At 58.9% G+C, this 5,677-nt stretch carries 8 protein-coding genes; 5 read left to right on the forward strand and 3 right to left on the reverse strand.

The window, feature by feature from the left end; translation table 11 throughout:
• The 3 genes from L0H65_RS13235 to L0H65_RS13245 form a co-directional block, all read left to right on the forward strand.
• A partial coding sequence (locus tag L0H65_RS13235) for an alkaline phosphatase family protein (protein WP_301459520.1) occupies nucleotides 1–570 on the forward strand: 570 nt, incomplete at its 5' end.
• 245 nt (nucleotides 571–815) lie between these two features.
• The gene (locus tag L0H65_RS13240) at nucleotides 816–1,004 is read left to right on the forward strand and encodes a hypothetical protein (protein WP_301459521.1); all 189 of its coding nucleotides are present in this window, start codon (nucleotides 816–818) and stop codon (nucleotides 1,002–1,004) included.
• Nucleotides 1,005–1,185: 181 nt separating this feature from the next.
• Nucleotides 1,186–1,491, forward strand: a complete 306-nt coding sequence (locus tag L0H65_RS13245) for a hypothetical protein (protein ID WP_301459522.1) — start codon at nucleotides 1,186–1,188, stop codon at nucleotides 1,489–1,491.
• A gap of 71 nt (nucleotides 1,492–1,562) precedes the next feature.
• On the opposite strand, the gene L0H65_RS13250 is transcribed toward L0H65_RS13245, so the two are convergent.
• The gene (locus tag L0H65_RS13250) at nucleotides 1,563–1,961 is read right to left on the reverse strand and encodes a lysozyme inhibitor LprI family protein (protein WP_301459523.1); all 399 of its coding nucleotides are present in this window, start codon (nucleotides 1,959–1,961) and stop codon (nucleotides 1,563–1,565) included.
• 153 nt (nucleotides 1,962–2,114) lie between these two features.
• On the opposite strand from L0H65_RS13250, the gene L0H65_RS13255 reads away from it, so the two are divergent.
• Both L0H65_RS13255 and L0H65_RS13260 read left to right on the forward strand, forming a co-directional pair.
• Nucleotides 2,115–3,215 (forward strand): transporter substrate-binding domain-containing protein, encoded by a 1,101-nt coding sequence (locus L0H65_RS13255; protein WP_301459524.1) that lies wholly within the window; start codon nucleotides 2,115–2,117, stop codon nucleotides 3,213–3,215.
• Nucleotides 3,215–3,811 (forward strand): hypothetical protein, encoded by a 597-nt coding sequence (locus L0H65_RS13260; protein WP_301459525.1) that lies wholly within the window; start codon nucleotides 3,215–3,217, stop codon nucleotides 3,809–3,811. Before L0H65_RS13255 ends, L0H65_RS13260 begins: the two co-directional genes overlap by 1 nt.
• A 114-nt stretch (nucleotides 3,812–3,925) precedes the next feature.
• Here the strand turns inward: L0H65_RS13260 and L0H65_RS13265 are convergent, their stop codons facing one another.
• Together L0H65_RS13265 and L0H65_RS13270 are read right to left on the reverse strand one after the other, a co-directional pair.
• The gene (locus tag L0H65_RS13265) at nucleotides 3,926–5,092 is read right to left on the reverse strand and encodes an amidohydrolase (protein WP_301459526.1); all 1,167 of its coding nucleotides are present in this window, start codon (nucleotides 5,090–5,092) and stop codon (nucleotides 3,926–3,928) included.
• A partial coding sequence (locus L0H65_RS13270) for a pyridoxal-phosphate dependent enzyme (RefSeq protein WP_301459527.1) occupies nucleotides 5,085–5,677 on the reverse strand: 593 nt, incomplete at its 5' end. The genes L0H65_RS13265 and L0H65_RS13270, both read right to left, overlap by 8 nt.

A 5,677-nucleotide genomic window follows, 5' to 3' on the forward strand; every position in this document is an offset into this window, starting at 1 on the left:
GCTGTCGCCCATTCCTTCTGGTCGGAATTCTTCAACCGCTCCCCCTTCGATCCGTTCCGCGTTGTGGAATATGTTGAGCCTGAAAGCGCCACCATCAATCACGGCCGGTTCCACACGATGCACGGCTACAACCTGATCAACCAGACAACCCCCGCCGATGCCGATCTTTTCGCGACGTTGACGATGCTGACCGAACGGTTCGGCCTGCAATACGGCATGCTGCACACCTGCACGCTGGATAGCATGGGGCACCGTTTCGGCCATGACTGCGGCGAGATGGATCACGCCGTCTGTGCAATCGACGCGCAGCTTGCCCCCTTTATCGCGCGCTGGCGCAAGGCCGGATACGAGGTCATCGTGACCGCCGATCACGGCCAGTCGATGCGCGGCCATCACGGCGGCGCGGGCGAAGACCAGCAGGATTTCGCGCTGTATTACTTCGGCAGTTGCACCTCTCTGCCGCGCTCGGACAGCCTGCTTGACCAACTGTCGCTGGCCCCGACCATTCTGGATCTGCTTGGCCTGCCCATCCCCGATACGATGAAATCCAAGCCCTTTCTGGGTGGCTGAACCCTGCAGGAAGCTGCAATCCGGCATGGGGTTCAAAGAACGCCTTGCCAGCCATCACGCATCCCGGCGACGCCGATCGTGTGGCGTCGCCATCCGTTCAACTGGTAGATTTTGCGCTACATAATCCGCAGATGATCGCTATAGTTGTAGCGACTCGGCCATTATCCCCTGTTTTCGATGTTGGGCGGGTTGGTGTTACTGTTTTTTCAAAACCTATGCTTGCACGATCCAACGCAGGAGAAGCGATGATGATGAAGATAATTGCCATGGGTGCGATGCTCGCGCTTCCCCTCGGCTTGGGCGGATGCGTCGAAGGCAATACCGAAGGGACCTATCGTGGACAGACAGGTTACGACCCTGACACCGCGAATATGTCGATGTGTTCCGACGGCGCGCTGCGGGAAGATTGCCGGAACGCCCCGGCGGGGTATTGAGCCTTTCGGTTTCCTGTAACGCGTGCGGCAGCTCGTCGCGCGCGTTACAGGATGTTTTGCAACCTTCGAACCGCGCTTTGCGAAGCGGCACGGTCAAAGCCAAGAGAACAAAAAGATGAAAATTCAACTCGTTATAATTTGTGCAGCGCTTGCACTCACCGGCTGTCAGGAAATCTCCCGAATGGAAGCCAAAGCTGACGCGAAGCAGCAGGCGAAGGATATGGCGCGATGCAACAGTCAGGGCTTTGCCAATGGCACCGGGGCGATGGCGACCTGTCTCGCGTCGATTTCAGCGCAGCGACAGGCCGAATACGACCGCGCTGCGGCGCAAAACCAACGGCGAGAAGCTGCGGAACGGGCCAAGAATCAGCCGAACCGACCCACAGCGGAAAGCATACCCGGCTTTGATCCCGGAACCGCAAACCTCGAAATGTGCTCCGACGGGGCGATGCGCGAAGATTGCGCGAACGCACCGAACGGATACTGATCACTGCGAGCGCAGCGGCCCTGTCCTCGGGCTGCCGCAATCTGTCAGTCATCAGGGTTTGGCCGACCGGATCAGTAGCTGACGCAACTCATATCGCCTTCTTCGCAATTCAGTTGATCTTCAAGCAAGGCTGTTTGTGATGCGGTGACGGCTGCCAGACAATCCGCCATCACCATCGGATAGATACTGCCATCCTGCGAAGGTGCGGCCTCGAACGCGCAGATGGCATCGCGGTAGGCGATCCAGGCACGCTGTCCTTTCTTCAGGCGGTTCAGACTGTCGGGGCCAAGCTTCCGGGTCAGGGCACGATAAGTCTTGTTCAACCGTGCATCCGCCGTTTTAAGTTCCTGATTGGCGCAAAGGTTCAGCGTGGCCTGATCTGCGGCATTCGCACAGTTGCCGGACTGGGCGTTCGCGCCAAAGCCGGTCAGCGCCATCAGGCCAAGCGTCGCTATCGTGGTTCGGACCATCGGCAAACTCCGCTAATGATTCACGGGTTCCGGGCCGATATCCGTGCGGCAACTCTCTCCGAAACCGATTTGCGCACAACCATTGCGCGATCTCAGCAATATGACAAGGCGCAATCTCCTTGCTATGGATGGGACGATCGCTAGAATCGCCCCATGTCGAATGTTCACATCTTTCACCGCCTTGGGTCGAAATTCCTGCTTGTCGCCTTTTTTCTCTCCATTGCGTCGGCACTCGCTGCGCAGGAGGCAGAGAGAAATGTCGCTGTCGGACTTTACGTCAGCCCGCCGTTCGTGATGACCGACGACGCTGGCACCTTGACAGGAATGGCTGTGGACCTGTGGGAAAAGCTGGCGGAGACGCTGCAACTGCAAAGCAACTACACCTATTTCGACAGCCCGAAAGACCTCGTTGCGGCAACCGCGCGTGGAGATGTCGATGTGGCTGTTACCAACATGACGATTACCAAGAAGCGGGCCGAAAGCGTCAGTTTCACGCAGCCCTGGTTCGATGCCGGACAGCGGATCATGGTGGCCGAAGGGCAAAGCCACGGCGTTGGTGCGGTTTGGCAAGGGTTGTCGTCGGCGGGGCATTTGCGGACCTATGGCTGGATGCTGCTGATCGTCTTGGCCGCAACCATCGGGATTACGCTGTTCGACCGTCATTTCGACCCGAAATACCCGAAACGATGGCGCGATGGTTTGGCAGAGGGGCTTTATACCGTGATGTCGGTGGCCACATCGGGGCGGCCGCCTTCACGCAGCAATCTGTTCGGTTGGGTTGGTCGGCTTTGGGCTGCGATCTGGTTGGTTTGTGGTATCGGGGTTCTCGCCTATATCACATCGTCGGTTACCAGTGTGATGACGACGCTGGCGATTACCGGATCAATCAACGGGCCTGCCGACCTGCCGGGTAAAACCATCGGCGTCTTCGCTGGCAGTGTGTCGGAGGATTTTGCAGAAACCTTCGGTCTGCACAGCCGATCCTATCACGGCATCGACGAGGCGGTTGCAGCTTTGAAAGCCGGGCGCGTCGATGCGGTGATCGCCGATGCGCCGGTGCTGGAGTATTACGCCCATATTCACCCGGAACAGAACCTGTCGGTGGTGGGTGAGATATTTGAGCCGGACAAATACGGCTTTGCCATGCCGCTGGATGGCGATCTGCGAAAACCCATCACAATCGCGCTTCTTGGCTTGAAAGAGGCTGGCATAGTAGATGAACTGCGCAGGCAGTATTTCGGGGACCGCTGGTAATGGCAATCGACTTTTCGGCGGGCGACATTCAGGGCTTTGGCCACGTCCGGATCGTGATCGGGCTGGTAACCGGGCTTAGCGTGACGCGGATATTGAACGGCTTTTCCCGCTTCGTGCAGCATCCCGGCAAGATGCCGATCTATCCCGCCCATTTCATCTGGGCCGTGTTCATGCTTGTGTTCGTGACCCATTTCTGGTGGTTTCAGTTCGGACTTTCGACGATCACAAAGTGGGCATACCCCGAATACGCCTTCGTCATTTCATACGCCGCCCTGATCTTCTTTATCTCATCGCTGTTGTTTCCGGACCAGATGGGAGAGTATTCCGGTTTTGAGGATTACTTCAATTCCCGCGCCCGCTGGTTCTATGGGCTTTTGGCCGCACTTTTTCTGGTCGACATGGCCGATAGCGCGATAAAAGGTGCGGATCATTTTCAATCGATGGGGTCGATGTATCCGGTCCGGCAATTGATCTTGGCGGGGCTGGCCCTGACCGGCATGTTTGTGCGGCAGCGTTTTTACCACATCACATTCGGTATCCTCGCCATAGCACTGCAGATCTGGCAGATATATTCGCGCTTTTTCCTGCTCGACTGACGGGCGCTGTGATAATCCCGTGCGGCACACGAACGCCCGTTGACACGCGACATCAGACCGGTTCGGGGAATTCCCCGCAAAGGGCTTTCGTCCCCAACGGCTGGTCCGGGCGCGTCACGGCAGGCATCGCTCCACCAGATTGACCCAATAGCTGGCGCCGATCGGCAAGGCGGCGTCCGCGAAATCGTAGTCGCTGGCATGTAACGCGCGGGCATTTTGGCCGGTTGTGCCGTTGCCCATCAGAATGAAGCACCCGTCACGCGCCGCTGCGAGATGGGCAAAATCTTCGGAGAACAGCTTTGGGGCACAACCGCCATCGACCTGCGCGGCCCCCACCGTCATCGTCGCCGCAGCACAGGCTTGCGCGACGGCCTCTGGCGCGTTGATCGACGGCGGAAAGATCGTATCGAACGCAACGGTTGCATCCACGTCATGCGCCATCGCAATACCTTTCGCGATTTGGCGCATCCGGTTTGCAATCATCTCGGTCAGCGCAGGTGTCAGCGCACGGGCATCCCCTGAAAGCACGGCAGCACCCGGCAAGACGTTGCGGCGGCCGTCGGTCACGAACTCGGTCACCGAAACCACGCCGTTCACGCTGGGGTCGAGCTTGCGCGAAACGATGGTCTGAAGCGCGCCGACCATTTCGGCGCCAACCGTGATCGCATCGACCCCCATATGCGGCAAGGCGGCATGGCCACCACGCGCCGCAATGGTGATGCTGAACAGGCTTTCACTGGCGGTGATCGGCCCGGATCGGGTAGCAAATTCACCCAAGCCGAGCCCCGGAATGTTGTGCAAACCGTAGACCTGATCCACTGTGAACCGTTCAAACAACCCATCCGCCAACATGGCTTGCGCGCCTTTTCCGTTCTCCTCATTCGGTTGAAAGATGAAAACGGCGCGCCCGTTGAAACGCCCCTCCTGCGCCAAAAGCGACGCTGCACCCAAAAGCATCGCCATATGCCCGTCATGGCCGCAGGCATGCATCACCCCTTGGTTTTGCGAGGCATAGGTCCGCCCTGATGTCTCCAGTATCGGCAAGGCATCCATATCGGCGCGCAGCCCGATGCTGCCACTGCCATTGCCGCGCTGCAAAATGCCCACAACACCGGTGCCGCCAATACCTTCGTGCACCTCCAATCCGAAGTCACGCAACAGGTCGGCCACCCGTGCAGCGGTACGGTGTTCGTTGAAACCAAGCTCCGGGTCGGCATGAAAGGCGTGGCGCCATGCTGTCATCTGGTCAGTCAGGCGCGCAGCGCGTAGCGGTTCAACCATTTTCCGGCCCCTCCGAAACGACGATCATGCAGCGACTTTCCTTCCCCGGTACCAGAGCAATCAGTCCCGCCAACCCTGCCGCCCCGCTTGGTGTGGTGGCAAGCCCCCGTGCCGCAAGCAGGTCGGCGGCCTCTGCCGCAGCCTTGTCGGTAACAGTCACAAAGATATCGGCATCCTCACGCAGCGATTCATACGCGATCAATGAGGCATTTTTACAATCAAGGCGGCCCATATTGGAATCCGGCCCGTTGCCCGGTGTAAGTTTGCCAGCGCGAATGCTGTTTTGCAGGCAGGGCGCGCGGTCCGGTTCCACCACAACAATCGTCGGCTGAACCGGCCAACGGTCCCGGATATGCGCGCCAACCCCTGCTGCAAGCCCGCCGACGCCTGCCTGCAAAAACACATGCGTCGGCCAAATGTTCACGGCGGCGAATTGTTCGGCGCATTCCGCCGACAGGACGGAATAGCCTTCAAGGATCAGGGCGGGACGTTCGGTGTAGCCGGGCCACGACCCATCAGACAGATGGATCCAGCCGTTTTCATCGGCCAAACGGATCGCTTGCGCCACGCTTTCATCATAGCTGG

Origin of the sequence: Pseudorhodobacter sp. (assembly GCF_030452865.1) — a bacterium.
Lineage (GTDB): Bacteria > Pseudomonadota > Alphaproteobacteria > Rhodobacterales > Rhodobacteraceae > Pseudorhodobacter.

Bases quoted from the DNA above. Each gene is read 5' to 3' on its own strand.
- L0H65_RS13240 (WP_301459521.1), top strand. From the start codon at position 816: ATGATGATGAAGATAATTGCCATGGGTGCGATGCTCGCGCTTCCCCTC.
- L0H65_RS13245 (WP_301459522.1), top strand. From the start codon at position 1,186: ATGGAAGCCAAAGCTGACGCGAAGCAGCAGGCGAAGGATATGGCGCGA.
- L0H65_RS13250 (WP_301459523.1), bottom strand. From the start codon at position 1,961: ATGGTCCGAACCACGATAGCGACGCTTGGCCTGATGGCGCTGACCGGC.
- L0H65_RS13255 (WP_301459524.1), top strand. From the start codon at position 2,115: ATGTCGAATGTTCACATCTTTCACCGCCTTGGGTCGAAATTCCTGCTT.
- L0H65_RS13260 (WP_301459525.1), top strand. From the start codon at position 3,215: ATGGCAATCGACTTTTCGGCGGGCGACATTCAGGGCTTTGGCCACGTC.
- L0H65_RS13265 (WP_301459526.1), bottom strand. From the start codon at position 5,092: ATGGTTGAACCGCTACGCGCTGCGCGCCTGACTGACCAGATGACAGCA.